Source organism: Acidisoma cellulosilyticum, assembly GCF_020621385.1.
In the GTDB taxonomy this organism is placed as follows: Bacteria; Pseudomonadota; Alphaproteobacteria; order Acetobacterales; family Acetobacteraceae; genus Acidisoma; species Acidisoma cellulosilyticum.
Genome location: NZ_JAESVA010000008.1, coordinates 65,384 through 85,271, shown reverse-complemented (window position 1 = coordinate 85,271; position 19,888 = coordinate 65,384). Strand labels below are relative to the sequence as shown.

Annotated in this window: 16 protein-coding genes; 14 read left to right on the top strand and 2 right to left on the bottom strand. The window is 60.3% G+C overall.

What is annotated here, in order from left to right; all coding sequences use genetic code 11:
• Positions 1-77: 77 nt before the first annotated feature.
• On the top strand, positions 78-1,409 hold the full coding sequence (locus ACELLULO517_RS20365) for an LLM class flavin-dependent oxidoreductase (RefSeq protein WP_227309267.1): 1,332 nt from the start codon (positions 78-80) through the stop codon (positions 1,407-1,409).
• 219 nt (positions 1,410-1,628) lie between these two features.
• Here the strand turns inward: ACELLULO517_RS20365 and ACELLULO517_RS20360 are convergent, their stop codons facing one another.
• Entirely contained in the window at positions 1,629-2,750 is a 1,122-nt protein-coding gene (locus ACELLULO517_RS20360; protein ID WP_227309266.1) for an SDR family oxidoreductase, read from the bottom strand.
• Positions 2,750-4,138, bottom strand: coding sequence for an aminotransferase-like domain-containing protein (locus ACELLULO517_RS20355; protein ID WP_227309265.1), 1,389 nt, complete (start codon positions 4,136-4,138; stop codon positions 2,750-2,752). Before ACELLULO517_RS20355 ends, ACELLULO517_RS20360 begins: the two co-directional genes overlap by 1 nt.
• Before the next feature lie 240 nt (positions 4,139-4,378).
• On the opposite strand from ACELLULO517_RS20355, the gene ACELLULO517_RS20350 reads away from it, so the two are divergent.
• From ACELLULO517_RS20350 to ACELLULO517_RS20290, 13 genes are all read left to right on the top strand, one after another.
• On the top strand, positions 4,379-5,785 hold the full coding sequence (locus tag ACELLULO517_RS20350) for an ABC transporter substrate-binding protein (RefSeq protein ID WP_227309264.1): 1,407 nt from the start codon (positions 4,379-4,381) through the stop codon (positions 5,783-5,785).
• An 18-nt stretch (positions 5,786-5,803) separates the two neighbouring features.
• Positions 5,804-6,781 carry a carbohydrate ABC transporter permease gene (locus ACELLULO517_RS20345; protein WP_227309263.1) on the top strand — a complete coding sequence of 326 codons (978 nt, stop codon included), beginning with the start codon at positions 5,804-5,806 and terminating at the stop codon, positions 6,779-6,781.
• Positions 6,781-7,650 (top strand): carbohydrate ABC transporter permease, encoded by an 870-nt coding sequence (locus ACELLULO517_RS20340; protein ID WP_227309262.1) that lies wholly within the window; start codon positions 6,781-6,783, stop codon positions 7,648-7,650. Before ACELLULO517_RS20345 ends, ACELLULO517_RS20340 begins: the two co-directional genes overlap by 1 nt.
• A 32-nt stretch (positions 7,651-7,682) precedes the next feature.
• Positions 7,683-8,846, top strand: a complete 1,164-nt coding sequence (locus tag ACELLULO517_RS20335) for an ABC transporter ATP-binding protein (protein WP_227309261.1) — start codon at positions 7,683-7,685, stop codon at positions 8,844-8,846.
• A complete protein-coding gene (locus ACELLULO517_RS20330; protein ID WP_227309260.1) occupies positions 8,843-10,381 on the top strand; it encodes an FGGY-family carbohydrate kinase in 1,539 nt (512 codons plus the stop codon). Before ACELLULO517_RS20335 ends, ACELLULO517_RS20330 begins: the two co-directional genes overlap by 4 nt.
• On the top strand, positions 10,378-11,928 hold the full coding sequence (locus ACELLULO517_RS20325; RefSeq protein WP_227309259.1) for an FGGY-family carbohydrate kinase: 1,551 nt from the start codon (positions 10,378-10,380) through the stop codon (positions 11,926-11,928). Before ACELLULO517_RS20330 ends, ACELLULO517_RS20325 begins: the two co-directional genes overlap by 4 nt.
• The gene (locus tag ACELLULO517_RS20320; RefSeq protein ID WP_227309258.1) at positions 11,928-12,602 is read left to right on the top strand and encodes an HAD family hydrolase; all 675 of its coding nucleotides are present in this window, start codon (positions 11,928-11,930) and stop codon (positions 12,600-12,602) included. The genes ACELLULO517_RS20325 and ACELLULO517_RS20320 overlap by 1 nt, the downstream gene beginning before the upstream one ends.
• Positions 12,599-13,516: an SMP-30/gluconolactonase/LRE family protein gene (locus ACELLULO517_RS20315; RefSeq protein WP_227309257.1), complete on the top strand. Its 918-nt coding sequence runs from the start codon at positions 12,599-12,601 to the stop codon at positions 13,514-13,516. The genes ACELLULO517_RS20320 and ACELLULO517_RS20315 overlap by 4 nt, the downstream gene beginning before the upstream one ends.
• A 33-nt stretch (positions 13,517-13,549) precedes the next feature.
• A complete protein-coding gene (locus ACELLULO517_RS20310) occupies positions 13,550-14,392 on the top strand; it encodes a transketolase (RefSeq protein WP_227309256.1) in 843 nt (280 codons plus the stop codon).
• On the top strand, positions 14,385-15,374 hold the full coding sequence (locus tag ACELLULO517_RS20305; RefSeq protein ID WP_227309255.1) for a transketolase family protein: 990 nt from the start codon (positions 14,385-14,387) through the stop codon (positions 15,372-15,374). The genes ACELLULO517_RS20310 and ACELLULO517_RS20305 overlap by 8 nt, the downstream gene beginning before the upstream one ends.
• Positions 15,371-16,171, top strand: coding sequence for an SDR family NAD(P)-dependent oxidoreductase (locus tag ACELLULO517_RS20300; protein ID WP_227309254.1), 801 nt, complete (start codon positions 15,371-15,373; stop codon positions 16,169-16,171). The genes ACELLULO517_RS20305 and ACELLULO517_RS20300 overlap by 4 nt, the downstream gene beginning before the upstream one ends.
• A 32-nt stretch (positions 16,172-16,203) precedes the next feature.
• Entirely contained in the window at positions 16,204-17,307 is a 1,104-nt protein-coding gene (locus ACELLULO517_RS20295; RefSeq protein ID WP_227309253.1) for a glycerol dehydrogenase, read from the top strand.
• A 235-nt stretch (positions 17,308-17,542) separates the two neighbouring features.
• Positions 17,543-19,684, top strand: a complete 2,142-nt coding sequence (locus ACELLULO517_RS20290) for a catalase (protein ID WP_227309381.1) — start codon at positions 17,543-17,545, stop codon at positions 19,682-19,684.
• Positions 19,685-19,888 lie beyond the last annotated feature (204 nt).

Below are 19,888 nucleotides of genomic sequence, written 5' to 3'. Positions count from 1 at the left end.
CACTATCGTCTGGTTGTTTATCGTATCGCGCGTCTGACCATGCGTCTATGGCCGGCCGTGAGAAGGGGAGAGACGCCATGACCCATGCGTCGAGACAGATTCATCTCGCGGGCTTCCTGATCGCGGGGCCGGTGGTCCATAGCCATGCCGTCTGGCGTCATCCGCGCACCACGCGCCGCTTCACCGACCCCAAGCTTTACACGGAGATTGCCGACATTCTGGAGAAGGGGCTGTTCGACTTCCTGTTCTTCGCGGACCGGCTGGCGGTCTCCGATCAGGCGGACGGCAGTCGCGAGACAGCTTTTCGCTACGGCAGTCAGGATTCCGCCAGGCTGGACCCGTTGCCCATCGTCTCCTACCTTGCCGCCACAACGCGCTATATCGGTCTCGGCGTCACGCGGTCCACGACCTATTACCAGCCGAACCATATCGTCCGCAGTTTCACGACGCTCGATCACCTCAGCGGCGGGCGCGGGGCCTGGAATGTAGTCACCTCCATGAATGACAGCGAAGGTCGCATCTTCGGGCAGGACCGGCATATGGAGCATGATCTGCGCTATGACCGCGCGGACGAGTTTCTCGATGTCGCCTTCAAGCTTTGGCGCAGCTGGGAGCCGGATGCCCTGGTGCATGACAAGGAAGCGGGCTTCTTCGTCGATCCGGCAAAAATTCACCCGGTCGATCATCGCGGCCAGTTCTTCGCGGTCGAAGGGCCGATGAACATGCCGCCCGGACCGGGCGGCCATCCCGTCATCATCCAGGCCGGTGCCTCGGGCCGTGGCCGCCGCTTCGGCGCCCGCTGGGCGGAAGCGATTTTCGCCATCAGTCGCAGCATCGAAGACGGCATCGATTTTCGGGACGACGTGCGCCGCCTGGCGGTGGCGCAGGGGCGCGCCGCCGACAGCATCCGCATCCTGACCGCCGTGATGCCCTTCATCGGCCGCACCGAGGCCGAGGCGATTGCTCTACGGGACGCCCATAATGCGCTTGCCCGGCCTGAACTGGGCATAGTCACGCTGTCAGGTCAGCTCAATTTTGATTTTGCACCATATGATCTGACGACGCCAATAGCTGATCTTTCTGGCGACACCGCTTTGCCGGCGGCAGTCCGGGAGAAGCTTGGCACGTTAGGTGGCCCGGGCGCCACGCTCGATAGTGTCGGCCGCGAATGGGCTGCCAGCGTTCGCGTGCCGCAGCTCGCCGGTACCGGCCCGCAGATAGCACGAGTGCTTGCCGAGTGGTTCGAAGCAGGTGCCTGTGATGGATTTGTCGTGAGCCCAGCCTATCTTCCCGGCAGTTTCGCGGACTTTACGGCCGAGGTTGTTCCAGAGCTTCAGCGTCTTGGTCTGTATCGTCATGCTTACACGGGGACCACCCTGCGCCATCACTTGAGCGAACATGGTAGTTAGGCGAGGGTAGCAAAGGGTGCTGTCAGGTTGTTGGAGCGCTTGTGCGTTCGGGCATGAACGGTTGCCAAGTCACGGCGTGATTGCGATGCAGGCGACATCCCGCCCTCGGTCGGGGTTCTGGGATCGCATCATGCGCAGAGTTTGCCCGCGCCTACCCTTCCCAGCAACCTGACAGCACCCAGCCTCACGTGTCAATCATCGGGAGAGCCTCGAACGGATTCAAATCCCGGCTGAAAGGCCCCTCCGCCTGGGCAATACGCGCGCATCCTGGAGCTGGCCAAGAATCTCATCGAACATGGCTTCTGTGTCGACGCAATCATGAAAGCCGTGCTGGCGTGCTTTAATCGTGGACACCAGCGAGTGGCGCGGCACCGTACTGCCTTGCCGCAAAAGGTAGTCCATGAAGTCCCATGAATGGACGATGTCATCATATGCCAGCGGCATCAGATCATGTGACTTGACGATGCGATCCCAGATCGGACCCTTGTCGGCCATGGTGGCGGCCAAGGAGAAGGGATGTGATTGCCCGACAGAAAGGCCAAATCGTTCGGCGAATCCCGGCCATATCGTCGGCCAGGAGAAACAATCGCCATTGGCTATGTTGAAAATCTCGCCAAGGCAACTTGGTGTTTGGCCTGCCCAGAGAATTGCCCTGGCCAGCAAACGTGAATCGACGGCCTCCTGAAAGCACGCGGCACCGCCGGGAAAACGGAAGGGTTGCCCAAGTTCCTGACAGATCGCGGCGTAGGTGCCGATGGCCGTGACGGCGTTCATCGGATTACCTATGGCGAAGCCGCATACGATTTGGGGGCGCAACACCGTATAGCCCCGGCCTTCGGTCAGGACCTCACGCAGAAAATCCTCCTGCTCATAATAGAAGTTTGAAGCGATGAAGCGCGGATCGCTCTCCTTGGCCGGCATCTTGTAGGGACCATGATGCACGCCATAGGCTTTCGTGCCCTGCAGAAGCGTCACATGCCTGAGCGCGGAGGCTGCTGTCATGAAGGGCGCGATCGCGTTCTTCAACATGGCGAGGTTTAAGTCAATTTGTCGGCGTTCCGTCCAGCCACCGACAAGGTCGCGCTCTTCATATAGGGCGCAATAGACGATATGGGTGACGTCACCGACGCGAGGGGCAAGGCGTCTAGTACAATCTGCGGAGTCGGTTAGATCAATGCTCAGCCACTCGGCCTGAGTCTCAAAGCCTGGGGGACGGCGGGCCAGGCCCGTGACACGCCATTGCGGGAGAGTCTCGAAGAGCTGCAGGGCGGCGCAGCCCACCACGCCGCGGCCACCGAAGACGAGAACGGATCCACGGGATTGATCGGCAGGAAGGGTCATCACGCGGCCTCGACGCTCGATCGTGGGGTGCTGGAGAGCAGGCGTTCCAATTGGCGGAAGGCGGCATCGACCAGATCCAAGGTCGCTGGTGCGCCAAGGCAAAGGCGGACCGCATGGGGGATTGAACGGCGGTCCGCCACGAAACCATGCGTGGGCGCGATAACCACGCCTCGGCGCCTGGCCGCATCGACGAAATCCTCGGCGCGCCAGGGACTTGGCAGCGATATCCAGGCATGTGGGCTGGCGGGGTGGATGCGTGCGGTGGAGAGATGGCGGAAGGTCGCCATAAGATCGGCCCGGCGTCTGTTTTCCTGCCTTTGCCATTCGGTCATACGGTCCATATGGCCGGCTTCGATCAAGGCGACAGCGACCTCCGCGCACATCACCGTCGCTGTCCCCGTTGACATGCCGACGCCGGCCTGCGCGCGCGAACCTTGATCGGGCGGAGAGACGAGGCAACCGACCTTGAGGCCAGGCCCGGCAATCCGCCCCAGGCTCGTCAGGTAATAGGTTCGCTCGGGCGCCAGGGCAAAAATCGGCGGAGCGGGATCGTTCAAGATCGTGCCGTAAATGTCGTTTTCGATAATGGGAATGTCAAAGCGGCGGGCGATCTCCACCAGAGCCGCGCGACGCTCGGTCGGCAAGGTGACGTTGAACGGGTTTTGCAATCGCGGGGCGCAATAGAGAGCGGAGACCCGATGTTCCCGGCAGCTTTTTTCCAGGGCGCTCGGGATCATGCCCTGATCGTCGCAGGAAATACCCAGAAGCCGCCTGTCGAGGTAGCTTGCGACCGCCTTCATGCGCGGGTCGGTGAGTTCCTCGGTCGCGATGAGATCGCCGTGATGGGTCAAGGTCGCCAAGGCCGCCATATTGGCGTGCTGCCCGCCGTTGGTGATCGTCACTTGATCCGGCGACGCTTCGACACCTTGCCGTTTCAGCCATTTCGCGAGGACGGTCCTGTGCCGGAGCGTGCCGGCAGTCGGGCCACCGGCGAGGATCATTGCGGGGTCCTGAGCCGCCAGCGCTTCCAGCACCGATCGCATCGCTTCGGTTCCGAATGGCGGCACAGAGACGCGATAGGCAGCCATGTCGATCGGCCCAGCCTCCGCGTTGATCTGGATCGGCTGATAGCGGTCATCTGCGAAGGGGGATACCGCGACGAAGGTCCCGCGGCCGACATGGCTATTGATCAATCCGCGCGCTTCGAGCTCGGCATAGGCACGCCCGACGGTGGCGACGGCCGCTTTCATCCGGTGAGCGAGTTCACGTTGTGTCGGCAATTGCTCGCCGCGCTTGAGGCCGCCGCTTTCGATTGCCGTCGCGATGACGTCGACGATCTGGCGATACCCGGATCGGTGTCCGGATTGTAGCATTTCAAACTGCGCCATATGGTACAATATTCTTGTTGTGATCTTATCCAAGGTGGTATTGTATTGCTTACAGGAGCAATTCGCCAACCAAAATGTCAACCCTTCCAAAGGGTGACCAAAAATAAGCCGGATCCTTAAGAGAAACCGGCAGAGGGAGAGAACAGGGTGGGCTTTTCGAAGCGACAAGCTGTCGAAGTGCGCGCGACAGAGCAATTGAGTGAAATCGATACGCACGGCCTGATTGCCCGACGCGAATTGATGCGTCGAGGGTCTATCTTTGGTGCGGTCGCGACCTTGGGCACGTTCACGGGATTATTGAAGACCGCGTCCGCCCAGTCCTCTGCCGCGGGAACCGTGAAAGTGGGTCTGGACAGCGGGGCCTTCACGCCGATCCTGAAGACTTTTGCGCCGGAATTCAAAGCGGCGACCGGCCTGACGGTGGAATTCGAGTCCTATCCTCTCGGCAATATGTATGATCAAAATCTTCTGTCGCTGCGCCAAGGCAACGCGCGGTTCGATGCTTTTGATTTCTGGCAGAATTTTGCTGGAGATTTCGGGCCTTATCTGACGCCGCTGGAAGATGTCGGCTCGTTGGAGACGCTGAATTTCTCGGACGTCGCCAAGCCTTTTCAGTTGCTTAACTATTACCAGAACAAGCTTGTCGGCATCACCATCGACGGTGACCTGTTCGTCGACACCTATCGCAGCGATCTGTTCGATAATGCGGATGAGAAGGCGGCATTCAAAGCAAAATATGGCTATGATCTCGCGCCGGCAAAGACCTATAAGCAATACCGTGATATTGCCGAGTTTTTTACGCGTCCGGCAAAGAATTTGTATGGTGCGGTCGAAGTTACCAGCTTTTTCGTCTATGCTTTTTTCATGAATCACTTCGTCCAAATTGGCGCCGAAAAAGGGGTCAATTACGGCGAGATCTTTGACGCCAATATGAAGCCCAATATCGCCAATCCTATCGGCGAGGAGGCGATCCGCCGCTATATCGAAATGACCGCCTTCATGCCAAAGGACCTCGCCAAGGCAATGCCTTGGGATGTGGGGCGGCAGCTGTATTTCGCCGGGCATATAGCGCAGGCCAATTGGTGGACGGATATGGCCAAGGGCGCCTCTGATCCCGCGATATCGAAGGTTGCCGATGATATCCGATGTGCCCAAAGCTGGGGTGAAGTCACCATGCTTCCCTATGGCCGCGCCTTAGGCATCGCCGCCAATTCGCGGAACAAGAAGGGTGCCTTCACGGCGATCGCCTGGTTGCAACAATCCGCCAATGCCACCCGCTGGGTCGCCGAAACCTTCGCGCAATCGCTGATGGATCCCTGGCGCATCAGCATGTTCGAGAGTCCGAAGGCAACCTTCCCGTTGCAATCGGCTTCCGGATTCGCAGACAACTTTGCGCAGACCGGGCTTGCCGCCTTGCACAATCCGAAAATCTATCTCGATATCTCCATTCCCGGCACCAACCAATATATGAGCTCGATCATCCAGCATGTGCAGGCGGCCATCAATGGCCAGGTCTCACCGATGCAGGCTTTGCAGGCGATATCGAGCGAATTTGACGAAACTACCGAAACCTACGGCCGTGACTTACAGATTGCCCATTATGCCGAATATCGCGCGCGTATGGTCAAGAACGGCTATTGGACCTGACGCGGGCAGGCGGGTTTTATGCAGGATGTGATGAAGGGCCAGGGGCCCGCACACCGTCGGCGCGTCATGCCGCGCGCCGATGGTGGAGGTGGGGAGCGCGGAACCTGGCTGTTGCTGGGACCGGCGCTGTTGTTCCTGACGGTCTTTGCCGTCTGGCCTTTTTGCTATCTGATCTATGCATCCTTCACCTCCTATCAAATGGCGATCCCGGTGCCAATTCACTGGGTCGGTCTCGGCAATTTCGAGGCCCTCGTGAGCACCGCCCGCTTTTGGCATAGTTTGGGGGTGACGGCGGCTTTCGCCCTGGTCAGCGTGCCGCTGCAACTCTTGATCGGTCTCGGCATCGCGCTGTTGCTGAACGGCATCTCACGCGGGCGGGAACTCTACGCATCTCTGCTGCTGACGCCGATGATGCTGGCGCCTATCGTCGTCGGTTTTGCCTGGGAATTGTTCCTGAACCCGATCTATGGGCCTTTGAACGCGCTTCTGAAGGCCATCGGCCTCTCGCCACCTGCCTGGGCACAGTCCCCGGCATGGGCACTTCCTACCCTCGTGATCGTCGATATCTGGCAATGGACGCCGCTGGTCATGGTGATTCTGCTGGCCGGCCTGCGATCGATTCCGACACGCGTCTATGAAGCGGCGAAGGTTGATGGGTCGAGCGCCATACAAACCTTCCTCAATGTCGTCGCCCCAATGCTGCTGCCTTATTTCGCGGTCGCTTTCGTGCTTCGCTTTATCGACAGCTTCAAGGTCTTCGACATCATCTACATTCTGACCCGCGGCGGTCCGGGCACCATTACCCAGAACCTTGCCTATTACACCTATGATCTTGGCTTCGGGCGTTTTCAGTTCGGTCGATCCGGCGCGCTCAGCATCATCCAGCTTCTGCTTCTGACCTTCGGCACGATGCTGATCATCAAAGTCCTGGCCAAACGCAACGCCCCGCCCTCGGCTCAGACGGCATTGCCGGCCAAAGTCACGGAGCGCGTGTGATGAGCGCATTGACCCAGACGCTTCACGTTCCACCCAAGGCGAAGATCCGAACCGAGGGGTTGGTCGGCGTCGTCCTCCGCCATGCCGTGCTGATTGCGCTCGTCATCTTCTGTCTGGCGCCCATTGTCTGGTTGCTGATCACGGCCTTCAAGCCATATGGGGAACTCTTCTCCAGCCCGCCGACACTCTTCCCGATCCATCCGACACTGGTCAATTTCGCGGCCGGATGGTCTGTCGGCGGTGGGCGTGGCATTCGCGACAGTCTGATAGTTGCAACATCCTCGACGGTGCTTTGTCTTATCCTCGGTTTTCCGGCGGCCTATGCTTTGGCGCGACGCTTCGCGGCTCATGGCCAACTCAGCTTCACCATCCTGTCGCTGCGCATGTTGCCGCCAATCGTGCCGGTCATCGGCTTCTATCTCATGTTTCAGAAGCTGGGCCTTTACGACAGCTATATCGGCCTCATTATTGCCTATACTTTCATGAACCTGCCCCTTGTGATCTGGCTTCTGGCAGAATTCATCCGGCAGATCCCGCGCTCGTATGAAGACGCCGCACGGATCGACGGGGCGCCCTGGTTTCGGATGTTCTGCGATATCCTGCTGCCGCTATCGGCACCCGGCATCATGACGGCAGCCATTCTCAGCATGATGTTCGCCTGGAACGAGTTTCTTTTTTCGCTGGTTTTGACCGGGGACAACGTCATCACGCTGCCGAAGGCGCTGGCAGATTTCTTCCTGTTTCAGGAGCCGAACTGGGGCCAGCTCGGCGCCATCGGTATCGTCGCGATGGGACCGCTCCTCATTCTTTGTTATCTCATGCAGCGGTATCTCATCCGCAGCTTTACGGCCGAACTCGGCGGCCGCTGAAGACAAGAACCGTTCAGATCAGGACGAATACCATGGCATCCATCACGCTTGATCATCTCAACAAGTGGTTCGGTCCTTCCGTGCATGCCGTGCAGGATGTGAACATCCATATTGAGGATGGTGAGTTCTTCGGTCTGCTCGGCCCATCCGGGTCCGGCAAGACATCGGTGCTGCGCATGCTGGTTGGGCTGGAACGGCCAACGGAAGGCCAGATTCTCTTCGATGGCGTCCCCGTCCAGGACAAGACGCCGCAGGAACGCAATGTCGCGATGGTGTTCGAGCAGAACGCGCTCTATCCCCACATGACGGCGCGCCAGAACATCAGTTACCCGCTTCGCGTGCGCAAGGCATCCCGTGAGAGCATCGCCCATAAGGTGGCGGAGGTCGCGGCCCTGCTCAACATCGGCGCTTTGCTGGACAGGCGGGCGTCGCAAATGTCGGGTGGGCAGCAGCAGCGCGTCGCGATCGCGCGCGCCCTGGTGCGGGACCCGAACCTGCTTTGTCTGGATGAGCCGATTGCTCATCTCGACACATTGCTGCGGGCTCGTCTGCGTGGAGAACTCAAGCGGCTGCAACGCGCCCTGGGCACCACTTCCGTCATCGTGACGCATGATCCGATCGAAGCCATGACCATGACCGATCGTCTTGCCGTGATGCGGGACGGCGTCCTGCAACAGGTCGGCAGCGCGGACGAAATTCACAACCGGCCGGTGAACGCCTTTGTCGCGCAATTCTTCGGTCTCCACTCCATGAATGTTCTGACCGTCGAGTCCTGCGTCGATCAGGGCAGCCACATAGCCGGCCGATTGGGTGGTGAGCCCGCGCGCCTGCCGCAGACCGTCGAACGCTTCTTTGGCGGCAGCCGCCGTACCGCCTCTATCGGCGCGCGACCGAGCGGCGTCATCGCCCTGCGTGCGAACGAGCCAATCCCCCCCGTCGATGGATTCACCGCGGCAGGTCATGTCTACGTGACCGAGCAACTGGGTGACGCCCAACTTGTGACCGTCCAGATCGGCGATCAAAGCATCCAATGCCTGACCCCGGATCTTTACCCATTCGAGATTGACGAGCCCGTGCGGATCTTCATTCCGGACGATATTCTCTTCCTTTTCGACAATGACACGCATGTGACAAGCCGCTTCGCGAGCCGCAGTCCTTTGGACGAGGTCAAGGCCGCCAGGGTTTCGGCTGCGTGACATACCTGCTTGGCATCGACAAAGGAACCTCGGTCATCAAGGCCGTGGTCTTCGACGCGCTTGGCACGGAGTGCGGCAAAGCGCTGGAGCGCGTGGCCGTGCTTCGGCCGCAGCCGGGCTGGCACGAGGAGGACCCGGAAGCGACCTGGGCCGCCTGTGGGCGGGTCATTCGGGGCGCGCTGGAGCAGGCCGGAGTGGGTGGGGACGCGATCCACGCCATCGGTATTGCCGGGCACATGGGTGGTGCCTGGATTATCGACGCGGCCGGAGCGCCTGTCCGCAACGGCATAGGCTGGCCGGACAGCCGGGCGCAGGCGCAATTGATGCGCCTTCAGGAAGCGGGCTTGCTCTCGGAAATATTTGCCATCGGCGGCAATGGGCTGATGCCCGGCGTCACCGCGGTGCTGCTGGGCTGGCTTGCCAAGTTTGAGCCTGGAATACTCACACGTGCGGCCTTTGTCTTCTCCGCCAAGGACTATTTGCGTTTCCGACTCACCGGGGCCGTGGCGACCGAGCCGTCCGACATCAGCTTCGTGCCAGGTGATATTGACGGACGTCGGTTTTCGCAGCGTATCTTCGATCTCTGCGGGGCGGGCGCCTGGGGCGCGTTATTGCCCCCGGTCCTGCCGTCTGAGAGTATCGCTGGCGGCGTGAGCGAGCAGGCGGCGCAGCAGACGGGCCTGCGCCCGGGCACGCCAGTCATTCACGGCATGGGCGATGCCTGCGCAAATGCGATCGGTGTGGGGGCAGTGGCCGCCGGCGCGGCGATAACGGTGCTGGGCACCAGTTGCCTCAATTCTCTCGTTCTCGGCCATGCCAGCCGAGAACCCGCCGGCGTCGGCTTTCTGTTCGCGATGCCGGATCAACTCTACATGCGCATTTTGCCCAATACCTCCGGCACCATTGTGCTGGATTGGTATCTGGACCGTTTCGGTGGCCCGACCCAGGCGGATGGCGGCCGCGATTACGCGGAGATGGAGCGTCTTGCGGCCTCTGTGCCGCCTGGCGCCGGCGGAGTTATCCTATTGCCATACGTCAATGAAAGTGGGGTTCTTGCTCCGGTCTATGATACCCTTGCGCGGGGGTCATTCTTTGGCTTGAGCACGCATACGACCGAGGCGCATATGCTGCGGTCCGTCTATGAATCCCTGTGTTTTGCGACGAGGGATTGCTTCGCGGGGATGGCGGAACGCCCGTCTTGCATCACCCTCACGGGTGGCGGTGCGCAGAGCAAGTTCTGGGCGCAGATGTTCGCCGATGTCTGCGGCATACCGATCGAGGTGAAAGCCGTCCAAGAATCGGGCGCCCTCGGCGTCGCAATCCTTGCAGGGGTCGCGACCGGTGTCTGGACGACGATCGCGCAGGGCACGAGCGCGACGGCGCGCGCGGTGACGCGGTTTGAGCCCGATTCGGAAACCGCAGAACTTTATGACGGCTGGTTTGCCTTGTACCAGACCCTGCGCCGGATCTATCTCAGCTTTTCGGAGCGGCGGCACGCGCTGGTGCCTGCGCCGCTGACGCGGATATCCGCATGAAGGCGCTGCTTGGCATCGACAAGGGAACCACGACCACGAAGGCCGTGGTTTTTGCCGCCGACACCGGACGCGTGCTGGGACTGGCGCGCCGTGCGACGCCGTCCTTCCGCCCGCAACCGGATTGGCACGAGGAAGACACGGAACTGACCTGGGCGGGTGTTGCCATAGCAATCCGCGCGGCTTTGGCTGACGCGGGCTTGCCGGCCTCCGCTATCGCGGCCGTTGGTGTCAGCGGCCATATGGGCGGTCTATGGGCCCTTGATCGCGAAGGTGTGCCGTTCGAACGGGCGATCGCCTGGCCGGACGGCCGGGCGAGCGAACTGCTGCAGCGGTGGCGGACGAGCGGCGTCGTTGAGAAAGTCTATGACATATCGGGCAATGCCTTGATTCCCGGCATGCCGATTGTCCTGCTTGCCTGGATGCAGCTCAATCGACCGGATCTTTTCCGCCGGATCGGGCGGATATTCTGCGCCAAGGACTACGTGAATTATCGTCTGACCGGCGAGGTCGCAACAGACGAATCCGATCTGTCCTTCTTTCCCTGCGACATCAGGAATCGCTCGGTGTCAGAGGCCATTTTCGATCTTTGCGGTCTTGCCGGAAAATCCCACTTGATCCCGACCGTGCTGCCGATCGGCGCGCCGGTCGGCCGCGTCACCGCAAAAGCGGCCGAGGAGACGGGCCTTGTAGAAGGCACGCCGGTCACGTCCGGCGCCGGAGACGCCGTCGCGGCCGCGATCGGGGCGGGCGCCTTGTTGCCGGGTCAAGCGGTGACGGTAATCGGCACAAGCTTCATGAACAATCTGACGGTCGATCGCCCTGTCATGGAACCGGCCGGCGTCGGATTTCTTTTTCTTATGCCGAATGGTCGTTGGCAGCGCCTCATGTCCAATACAGGGGGCGGGTCCATATGCCTCGACTGGGTGATCGATGCATTCGGCCGCAAGGAGAGCGCGTTGTGCGAGGACGGCAGCCTGTTCGCGCGCATAGAAAGCGAGGCGCGTGCCTTGCCGCCATTGCCGGGCGGCCTGTTATTTCATCCTTATCTCAACACGTCCGGCATGACGGCGCCATGCCATGAGCCGTCCGCCAGAGGCAGCATCATGGGTCTGGGGATTGATACGACCCCGATGGCGCTATTGCGCGGCATCATGGAAGGTGTCGCGCTGTCGATGGTCGATTGCTACGCTGCGATTGACGCTCCCGTCAACGAAATCCGCATTACCGGTGGCGGTGCGCGCAGCCGTTTGTGGCGCGACATCTGCGCAGCGGCCATGAACCGCGAGCTTGCGGTAACGGAGGCCGAGGAAACCGGCGCGCTGGGCGTGGCACTATTGGCAGGTCAAGCGGCGGGCCTGTATCCGACACTGGAGGTCGGTGCCGCGCAACTTGTACGCGTTATCGAGAAGGTTCAGCCCAATCCGGCCATGGTGGCGCGGTACGGGGCCGCTTTTCCACTTTTCAGAGACATTCGCGAGGCACTTGTTCCGGCATGGGCGGCCCGCTCCGCCTGTCTTGAACTTAGCGCCCGGAGGAATCCAAGCTGATGCCGCCTATCCTCGTGGAGCACGTCATATTCGATCTCGATGGCACCTTGGTTGATACCCGCAAGGCGGTCGAGGAATGCTACCGCTATGTCTTTACAACCGTGCTGCGGCAGACGTTCCCGCCGTCAAGCATCGATGCCCATGTATTATACGCGATGCGGCCGCTTGAGGTCTTCAGCATCATCGCGCCCGAACTCGCATCGCTTTGCTTTGACGCCTACCAACGGCAATATCCCTCGGCCTCAGCCGAGGTGATCCTGTACGACGGTGCGCGCGACTTGATCCTCGCGGTCTTGGACGCCGGCCGCAAGCCCAGTCTTGTGACCAATAAGGGCCTTGCGCGAACCTTGATCGACCTTGATCGGGCCGGTATCGACCTTGCGTCTTTTACGGCCGTCGTAACAGCGGAGGATACGGCTGACCGGAAACCGCATCCAGCACCGATCCTGCTGGGGCTGCAGCGGGCAAAGGCGGCGGCCGCAGACGCTGTCTATATCGGCGACGCACCGCATGATGTTGCGGCCGCACAGGCGGCGGGTACGCGGTCCATTGCGGTCACCTATGGTTTCTACAGCAGGGCAGAGATGTCGGCCGTCGGAGCCGACCTTGTCGTGCACGATATTCCGGAATTGGCAAGCGCCCTCGGGCTTGATGTCAAGGCATCTGCGCCATGACGGTGTTTGACGTTCTGGCCGATGGGCTGGCCTTTCCCGAAGGCCCGGTCGTTCTTCCGGATGGCAGTCTGGTCGTGGTCGAGATCGGTCGGGGACAGATCACCCATATAGGTCCGCGCGGCAAGCAAATCCTGGCAAAACCTGGAGGAGGCCCAAACGGTGCGGCACTCGGCCCCGATGGTCTGCTTTATGTCTGCAACAATGGCGGATTCAGTTGGCATAGCGTGGATGGCACTCAACGGCCCGTTGCCAAGGCGATCGACAATACAGGTGGCCGGATAGAGCGGATCGATCTTGCGAGCGGAATTGTCGAAGTTCTCTATGACCGCTGCGGCGACCGTCTGCTCTCAGCGCCCAATGATATCGTCTTCGATCGCCATGGTGGATTCTGGTTTACCGATCACGGCCATCGCAGCGCACGACAGGTTGAATTTGGAAGCGTGTACTACGCAAGATCGGATGGCAGCAGCATCGTCGAGGCCGCGTTTCCGCTTGTGGGGCCGAATGGCATCGGCCTCTCCCCGGACGGAGACATCCTCTATGTTGCCGAGACATCCTCAGGGCGGCTTTGGTCTTATCCGGTCCTGACTCCGGGCGAGCTTGGCCTTGCATCCTGGCCGTCACCGACCGGCGGTGATCTCGTTTGCGGCCTGCCGGGATTTCACCGCTACGACTCGCTCGCTGTGGAGGCCGAAGGAAATGTTGTGATCGCGTCGCTCCGCTTTGGCGGGTTCGATGTCGTGTCGCCCGCCGGGACAATGGTGGAGCGTATAGACATGCCCGACCCTTATACCACGAACATCTGCTTCGGCGGTGCCGCGATGCAAACGGCCTATGTCACGCTGTCGTCAAGCGGGCGCGTTGTTTCCATGCCTTGGGCCCGTCCAGGACTGCGTCTCAATCACCAATCCTGACCTTGCCCTTATCTGAAGGACCCGATGATCACCATGAAGTCGCGTAATCATCCTCCCGAACATCCTGATATTGCGGCGCTGAAGTTACGCGCCCTGAACTTGCGACGTCTGATGCTGGACATGGCGAGCGGCAAGGGTGAGGGCTATATCGCCCAGGGCCTTGGCATTGCTGATTGTCTTGCGGCCCTCTATTTTCATGAACTTCGTTACGATCCGGCGGCACCGGATTGGTCTGATCGTGACCGCTTCGTGCTATCGACAGGGCATTATGCTATCGCCATGTATGCGGTTCTGGCGGAGGCCGGCTATCTCCCCATTCGCGAGCTCGCCAGCTATGGACTGAATGGGTCCCGGCTTCCCATGAGTACCTTTGACGACACGCCGGGTATCGAGATGGTCGGCGGTTCTCTCGGTCATGGTCTGGGCCAATCGGTCGGCATGGCGATCGGGCTAAGACTGGATGGCTCATCCGCACGGGTCTTCAATGAGTTGTCGGACGGCGAGCTTCAGGAGGGGTCAACCTGGGAAGCGGCGATGGGGGCGGCTACCTTCAAGCTCGACAACCTCGTCGCGGTCATTGATTGCAACGGCATCCAGGCGGACGGCCCGGTGACGGTCAAGATCGATCCCGTTGCGGACAAGTTCATTGCCTTCGGTTGGGAAGCTGTGGAGATCGACGGCAATGACATGCAGGCGCTGGTGACGGCGCTCGGCAATGCGCGTGAGGCGAATGGCAGACCGAAGGCGATCGTGCTTCGGACCTTGCCCGGCAAGGGCGTGCCGACGCTGGAACGCCGGGAGCGCGCGCATTTCGTGCGTGTCGCGAATGACGAGTGGGATTTGTTGAAGACAGAGTTGGAGACGCATCATGGCTGAGGTTGCACAAACCACCGCCGGCCGCACCCGTGGCATGGGTGAGTTGATCGACGTCGAAGGTAAAACCACCGAAATCGCGCCCTTCGGCACCACGCTCGCTGCTCTCGCCGCCGAAAGGCCCGAGATCGTGGGCCTGACGGCCGATATGGGACGCTACAGCGACATCCTGCCATTCCGAGATGCCTTTCCGTCCCGATTCTTCAATGTCGGAATGGCGGAACAGGATCTTATCATGATCGCCGCCGGTCTCTCAAAGGTTGGCAAGATAGCATATTGCACGACCTATTCGGTTTTCATCACGCGCCGGGCTTATGACTTCGTCGCCATCGCCTGTGCGCATTCCAAGGCGAATGTGAAAATCTTCGCGGGCATGCCCGGCCTCGTAAACGGCTATGGCGCAACGCATCAGGCGACTGAAGATCTTAATATGATGCGGGGCATTGCGGATCTCACCATTATCGATCCCTGCGATGCGACGGAACTCAAGCAAGTCGTTCGTGCCGTGGCCGATATTCCCGGCACGGTCTATGTACGCAGTCTGCGGGGCAAGGTTCCGGTGGAACTGAACGCTGACTATCGCTTCGAACTCGGCAAGGCGAAGGTGCTACGGGAGGGCAGCGCGGTCGGTATCATCTCCTGCGGCTATATGTCGATGCGTGCGCGCGATGCCGCTGACATTGCGGCCGGGCAGGGTGTTGATGCGGCGGTCCTGCATGTGGGCACAATAAAACCTTTCGACCGTGACGGCGTCGTTGCTTTCGCGGCCGGCTTCGACCGTCTTATCGTTGCCGAGAATCACAAAACGACGGGTGGGCTCGCAAGCCTGGTCGTGGAAGCGCTTTACGATGCGGGAATCATGACGCCGATGATCAAGATCGGGCTTGCCGACAGCTTTTTTGAATGCGGCTCGCAGGAATATCTTGAAGCGAAATACGAGGTCGATCTGCCAAGATTCGTCCGGGCCATTTTGGAGAATCGATGATGGGGGAATTGGAAGGCCGGGTCGCGCTGATCACCGGCGCCGGCAGCGGCCTCGGGCTGGAGACTGCGCGGGTTTTCGCTCGGGAAGGGGCGCGGATTGTTATCAACGACCTGCATGCCGAGGCTGCCGGAAATGCAGCACGATCACTGGGACCCGAGCATCATGCGGTGACGGGCGACGTCGCGGATGAGGCATCGGTCACAGCCATGGTGGCCGCCGCAGTCGCGCGTTACGGCCGCATCGATATCCTGGTCAATAATGCCGGCATTCCTGACAGTTTCGTGCCGACCGTTGACCAGACGCTCTCGCATTGGCAGCGCTTGATCGACGTTCATCTGACCGGCACTTACCTTGTCTCAAAGACTGTCGCGCCCCATATGATCGCCCAAAAATCCGGCGTCATCCTCAACCTCAACTCAATCGCCGGGGTTTTGGGTCTGCCGGTCCGAACGGCGTACAGCGCTGCGAAGGCGGGTATCGGCATGCTGACACAGGTGCTCGGCTGTGAATGGGCGCCGCACGGAATCCGGGTCAATGCCGTCGCGCCCGGCTATATGCTGACACCGCTGCTTGCCAAGTTGATTGAGGATGGCAAGGTCGATGGCGACCGCATCCGGCGCCGGACGCCGATGGGACGACTGGGCAAAGCCGCACATATTGCGGAGGCAATGCTGTTCCTGGCCTCCGAAAGATCGGAATTTATCACGGCCGTGACCCTTCCCGTTGATGGCGGCTATTGTGCCTGGGGGGCGCCCAGCGACGCTTATCCGCTGGAACATCTGCCACCACAATCATGATGACAGCCTGACCAATCAAGAGGGCTTCGCTTATGCGTCTTTTTGGTTCACCTCATCGCTATGTCCAAGGGCCGGATGTTCTCGACGACCTCGGACGTCTGCTCCTTCCCTATGGTGAGCGGCCTCTCATGATCATCGATCAGTTTTTGGTTGAGCGGCTGCGCGCGAGGCTGGAGCGTGCAGCGCGCAACGCCGGGCTTGATCCGATCCTGATGCCCTTCGGTGGGGAGATCACTTACGCAGCGATCGACCGATTGGCCGCGGAGGCCAGCAATGTGGCGGTTTCGGCCGTTGTCGGCATTGGCGGCGGCAAGGCGCTGGATGCCGCCAAGGGCGTGTCGGTGCATCTGGGCAAGCCGATGATCACCGTGCCGACGATCGCGTCGAATGATTCCCCCACAAGCGCCGCCATTGCCGTTTATGACGACCACCATGTCATGATTGCGGTCGATCGCATGCCCCGCAGCCCTGACCTTGTCCTTGTCGACACGCGACTGATTGCCGCGGCACCGGTACATTTCCTGCGGGCCGGTATCGGTGACGCGATCGCCAAGAAGTTCGAGGCGCGTGGCTGCGCGGCGGGAACCGGCAATACGCCCTTCGGCACACGTCCGCTCATCACGGCCGGTGTGATCGCGAACGCCTGCTATGTGACGTTGCGCTCTCACGCGGCCGCGGCGCTCGGCGCCGTGGGGGAGGGGCGGTTGACCGACGATGTCGAGGCAACTGTCGAGGCCGTTATTTTGATGAGCGGCCTGGGCTTTGAAAATGGAGGCCTGTCGATTGCTCATTCGCTGACGCGCGGCCTGGTTCAAGCGCGCGGTGCCAGGACAGCGATTCATGGGTTTCAGGTAGCCTACGGCACGCTGGTTCAACTGGCGGTGGAGGATCGGCCGCCGGCCGAGATAATGGACATGATGGGGTTTCTTCGTGGAATCGACCTGCCGACCTGCCTTGGTGAGCTTGGCATGAGAGACGCGACGTCCGAGGAGATTGCGGAACTTGCGCGCCTGACGCTGACAGCGCCCCATCTTGCTAATATCGGCCGTCCGGTGGAGCAGGTCGATATTGAGAGGGCGGTCATTCAAATTGAACAGCTTGCGGCATCCGGGCGCGCAGACCGTTGCCCGGCATGAGGCGTCGGCGGCCTCACCTTACGACAAGAGAGTCGGAGGATAAACAAGCTTGGATTTGCTGAATGGTCCGATTTAAATTCGGGTTGTTTGTAGTCACTCCAATTCAAATGTGAAGATGAGTGATGCGCGGAGCTCTTGCACTGACCGTTTGCTATACACAAATCGCCAAAACCAATTAGCGATGCATGAGAACGGCGTCAGCTGCCGCATGCGTTTTATCAGGCAGGAGACCTCCATGGCCGAGAAGACCAAAGCTCGCAAACTTGCCCAGGCGGCTCCGACATCAACACAGTTCAGTGATGCGACGGTGACGCGGGGACCGGGTGGAGAGACGCATCAGGTCTCCGAAGGCGGCGTGCCCGTGTTGACGACGGCTCAGGGCATTCCGGTCTATGACGATCAGAATTCCCTCAAAGTCGGTCCGCGCGGCCCGGTGCTGCTGGAAGACTTTGCTCTGCGCGAAAAGCTGTTCCATTTCGACCATGAGCGGATCCCCGAACGCGTCGTGCACGCGCGTGGTTTCGGCGCCCATGGTTTCTTTGAAATCACCGACCCTGCTCTCGCAAAACTTTCAACGGCGGATGTTTTTCAGCGCGTCGGTGAACAGACACCGGCCTTCGTGCGCTTCTCGACCGTCGCCGGCAACAAGGGCTCTGCGGATGTTGCGCGTGACGTGCGCGGCTTTGCCGTCAAGCTCTACACGCAGCAGGGCAACTGGGATATCGTCGGAAACAACATTCCGGTCTTTTTCATCCAGGATGCGATCAAGTTTCCTGATTTGATCCATGCGGCCAAGCAGGAGCCGGACCGGGGTTTCCCGCAGGCACAGACAGCGCATGACAATTTCTGGGATTTCCTGTCGCTGTCGCCAGAAGCGATGCATATGGCCATGTGGATCATGTCTGATCGCACCCTTCCGCGCAGCTTCCGCTTCATGGAAGGCTTCGGCGTTCACACCTTCCGGCTTATCGATGTCGCAGGCAAATCGACCTTTGTGAAATTCCACTGGAAGCCCAAGCTTGGCCTCCAATCCGTGGTCTGGAACGAAGCGGTGAAACTGAACGGTGCCGACCCCGATTTTCACCGGCGCGATATGTGGGATGCGATTACCGGCGGCGATTTTCCAGAATGGGAATTTGGCGTGCAGATCTTTGACGAAGCCTTCGTCGAGAGCTTTGACTTCGACGTGCTGGACGCCACTAAATTGATTCCCGAAGAGCTGGTTCCAGTGAAAATCGTTGGTCGGCTGGTGCTCAACCGCGTCGTCGATAATTTCTTCGCCGAGACCGAGCAGGTTGCATTTTCAACCGGGAATGTGCCGCCCGGCATCGGCTTTACAAATGATCCGCTTTTGCAAGGGCGTAACTTTTCCTATCTCGATACGCAGCTAAAGCGCTTGGGCAGCACCAATTTCACGCATCTTCCCATCAATGCCCCGAAATGCCCGTTCCATACGCTGCAGCAGGACGGGCATATGGCGATGATCAATCCTCGCGGGCGGGCCAATTACGAGCCGAATTCGTGGGGACCGGAGAAGGGCGGACCTCGCGAGTCTCCCACTATCGGCTACAAGCCGGCAGCTGAGCAAATCAGCGGCGATAAATTGCAGGCTCGCGGCGATCTTTTCGCGGATCACTATAGCCAGGCGCGGCAGTTCTATGTCAGTCAAACTGCGGTTGAGCAGCTTCACATCAAGGACGCCTTCGTTTTCGAATTGAGCAAGGTGGAAACGCCAGCCATCCGCGCCCGCATGGTCTCTCACCTCCTCAATATCGACAAGGGGCTGGCAAAAACGGTGGCGGATGGGTTGGGTCTGCTGGAGATGCCGAAGCCGGCCATACCGGCGCGCAAAGTTATCGAGACCCTGCCGCCGTCGCCTGCGCTGTCGATCATCCAAAACGGTCCCAAGCGCTTTGAAGGCCGCAAGCTCGGCATTCTGGTCACGGACGGCGTTGACATGGCGCTACTGGGCGCGTTGCAGAAGGCGGTGGAAGGGGCCGGTGGCTTGGTCGAGCTGGTGGCGCCGAAGGTCGGTGGCGTTGTATGCAGCGACGGCATGCTGATGCCCGCTAAGCAGAAGGTGAATGGCGGCCCCTCCGTGCTCTATGACGCAGTGGCGATCTTGCCCTCGGCCGAGGGCGCTGCCCTGCTCGCACAGGAAGCCACGGCGAAAGATTTCGTCAACGATGCTTTCGCCCATGCCAAGTTCATCGCTTATGGGCCGCACGCGACGGTTCTGTTCGACAAGATCAATCTGACCGCCGACCTTGATGCTGGCTGCTTGGCCCTCAAAAAGCCGGCCGACGCCGCGGCATTCATTCAGGCCTGCGGCGCACTGCGCTTCTGGCCGCGTGAAGCAAAAACCCATGCTGTGTGACGTCGTGATCACAATCTGAGTAGATAATTGGCGATTATGCCGGCGCGTGCATAGGATCTTGCCGATCGCTGGAGATATCGGGATCCGCAGGTGAATGGTTGACAGCACGCTCGGCAACCCGGTCAAGCAAGATATAACGTCCAGCCAATAAAATGACGTTGAGTTGCATCTGAGCGAGCGGATTGAGGCAGGCCGGGACTTCAT